The sequence below is a fragment of the Gelidibacter japonicus genome, from assembly GCF_010725055.1.
GTDB classification, from domain to species: domain Bacteria; phylum Bacteroidota; class Bacteroidia; order Flavobacteriales; family Flavobacteriaceae; genus Gelidibacter; species Gelidibacter japonicus.
In genome coordinates this window covers 1-2,535 of record NZ_BJKB01000046.1, presented here as the reverse complement: position 1 = coordinate 2,535, position 2,535 = coordinate 1, and the positions used below count along the sequence as shown (strand labels likewise).

Annotated in this window: 2 protein-coding genes; both read left to right on the top strand. The window is 40.9% G+C overall.

The genetic code is table 11. The features are described 5' to 3' along the window. Nucleotides 1-151 precede the first annotated feature (151 nt). The gene (istA, locus tag G6N06_RS19570; protein ID WP_163518384.1) at nucleotides 152-1,696 is read left to right on the top strand and encodes an IS21 family transposase; all 1,545 of its coding nucleotides are present in this window, start codon (nucleotides 152-154) and stop codon (nucleotides 1,694-1,696) included. Nucleotides 1,697-1,713: 17 nt separating this feature from the next. Beyond that, nucleotides 1,714-2,445, top strand: a complete 732-nt coding sequence (istB, locus tag G6N06_RS19565; protein ID WP_163518383.1) for an IS21-like element helper ATPase IstB — start codon at nucleotides 1,714-1,716, stop codon at nucleotides 2,443-2,445. The last annotated feature ends 90 nt before the right edge of the window (nucleotides 2,446-2,535 follow it).

Sequence of the window (2,535 nt, the reverse complement as noted above, 5' to 3'; positions counted from 1 at the left end):
TGCAAAAAACGGGCATAGTATACCACCTCCAGCGGATTAAACTGAACATAGCGCAGCGGGCGAAAGTGAACCACCTTGAGCGGATGAAAGTGAACCACTAAAAATCGATTCTATTTGTACAGCTTTAAATATCTTTTTATAAAAAGATATTATGGCAAACACACAAATAGATATGCGAAAAATAAAACAGATTTTTAAACTCTACAGCGAAGGCATAAGCAAGCGCAAAATAAGCCTGGTCACAGGGCTATCGCGCAATACGATCACCAAGTATATTGACTTTTTTAAGCGTTATCAGCTTACCAACTACGAAGTGTCTGCCATGACACTTGAAGAACTGAATAATCTCTTTAAAACCGACCAGAAAGACAAGAGTCCACAGTTACTGACCTTAGAAACATACTTCCCCTATTTTGATAAAGAGCTCCGCAAAACGGGGGTTACAAAAGAGCTGCTCTGGCAAGAATACTATGCCAAACATCCAGATGGTTACAAAATCTCCCAGTTTAGGTATTGGTATCGGGAATGGGCGAAAGAGGTGTCTCCCGTGATGCACTTTACCCATAAAGCTGGCGACAAGCTTTTCATCGACTTTACAGGAAAAAAGCTCTCCATTGTAGATCGTCATACAGGAGAAATACAAGACCTGGAGGTCTTTGTCTGTGTTCTGGGCAGTAGTCAATACACCTATGTAGAAGCCTGTGAGAGCCAAAAGAAAGAAGATTTTATGGCCTGCGTTGAAAATGCAATTTGGTTTTACGGTGGCGTGCCCGAGGCTTTGGTCCCCGATAATTTAAGGGCTGCCGTAACCAAGAGCAGTCGATATGAGCCCAAGGTAAATGAAGACTTTGCCGACTTTGCAGCGTATTACGAAACAGCTGTATTGCCCACCAGGGCGTATAAACCCAGGGACAAGGCCATTGTTGAAAATGCTGTGCGCATTATATATACCCGTGTATTTGCACCACTGCGCAACCAGACCTTCCATACCAAGTCTGAACTTAACAAAGCCATCTTAGAACAACTTAAATTGCATAACAACATGTCTTTTAGAGGGCGGGAATACTCACGCTATTCTTTGTTTGAAGAGATTGAAAAACACCAACTCAAAGCACTCCCTTCAAAACGCTATGAGATCAAACGTTCTGCAAATGCAACGGTTCATAAAAATAGCCATATCTACTTCGGAAAAGATAAGCACTACTATAGCGTGCCCTATCAGCATATAGGCAAACGGGTCAAGGTTATTTACTCAGATAGTACTGTCGAAGTTTATCATCAGCAAGAGCTGCTTACGGTCCATACAAGAGCCAAACAAAAATATGGGTATACCTCCATAAAGGAGCATATGCCTTCCCATCATCGTTTTGTCAGTGAATGGAGCAGTGAAAAATTCATTGCCTGGGCCGCTCAGGTAGGAGACCACTGCAAGGTACTGATCATTAAAATACTCGATAAAAAACAACATCCCGAGCAATCTTATAAATCATGCCTGGGCATATTGCACCTTACCAAAAAAGTGGGCAATGTACGACTGGACAATGCCTGTAAACGGGCTCTGGATTATGGTGCGCACAACTACAACATTATAGAGCGCATCCTTAAAAACGGATGGGACACTTTAGATGAAGATGTCGAAGAGCAACCTAACATCCCCAGTCACAACAATATCAGAGGCAGTAATTATTATAAATAAATTTAAAACCATAAACAATGAACACACAAACATTAGAACACATGAAACAGTTGAGGCTATACGGCATGTACAGGGCCTTCGATGGAAGCTTATCCCCACAAAACATTACCTACACCAATGATGAACTGGTAGCGTATCTCATACAAAGTGAGTGGGATGATCGGCAGAACCGAAAGATAGAGCGATTAACAAAAGCAGCACATTTTAGGTACAGTGCCGTTATGGAAGCTATCGATTATGATGCCTCAAGATGCTTGGATAAAAATCAAATACAACGTTTTTCCAGTTGTGATTTTATAACACAAAAACAGAACATACTCATTACTGGAAGTACAGGCGCAGGGAAAAGCTACATGGCATCAGCGATTGGCCATCAAGCTTGTTCATTGGGCTACAAAGTGATGTATTTTAATACCAATAAACTCTTTACCATGCTAAAAACATCAAAAGCCGATGGTTCTTATCTAAAGCAAATCAATAAACTGGAAAAACAAGATCTGCTCATCTTGGATGACTTTGGACTTAAAGCTTTGGATAGTATCAACAGGCATTCTTTTATGGAAATTATAGAGGACAGACATGGCAAACACAGTATTATCATTGCCTCTCAATTACCAGTTGAAGCATGGCACGAAATTATTGGAGAGCAGACCATTGCAGATGCTATTTTGGATCGCCTGGTGCACACAGCTCATAGAATAGATATTAAAGGAGAATCCATGCGTAAAAAACTAAAAAATAATCACTAAATTTAACCACAGATGAATCGATTTTGAGCACTTACTTTGCTATGCTCACTTTCATCCGCTGCGAGTGGCTCACTTTATCCGTCCTATCCA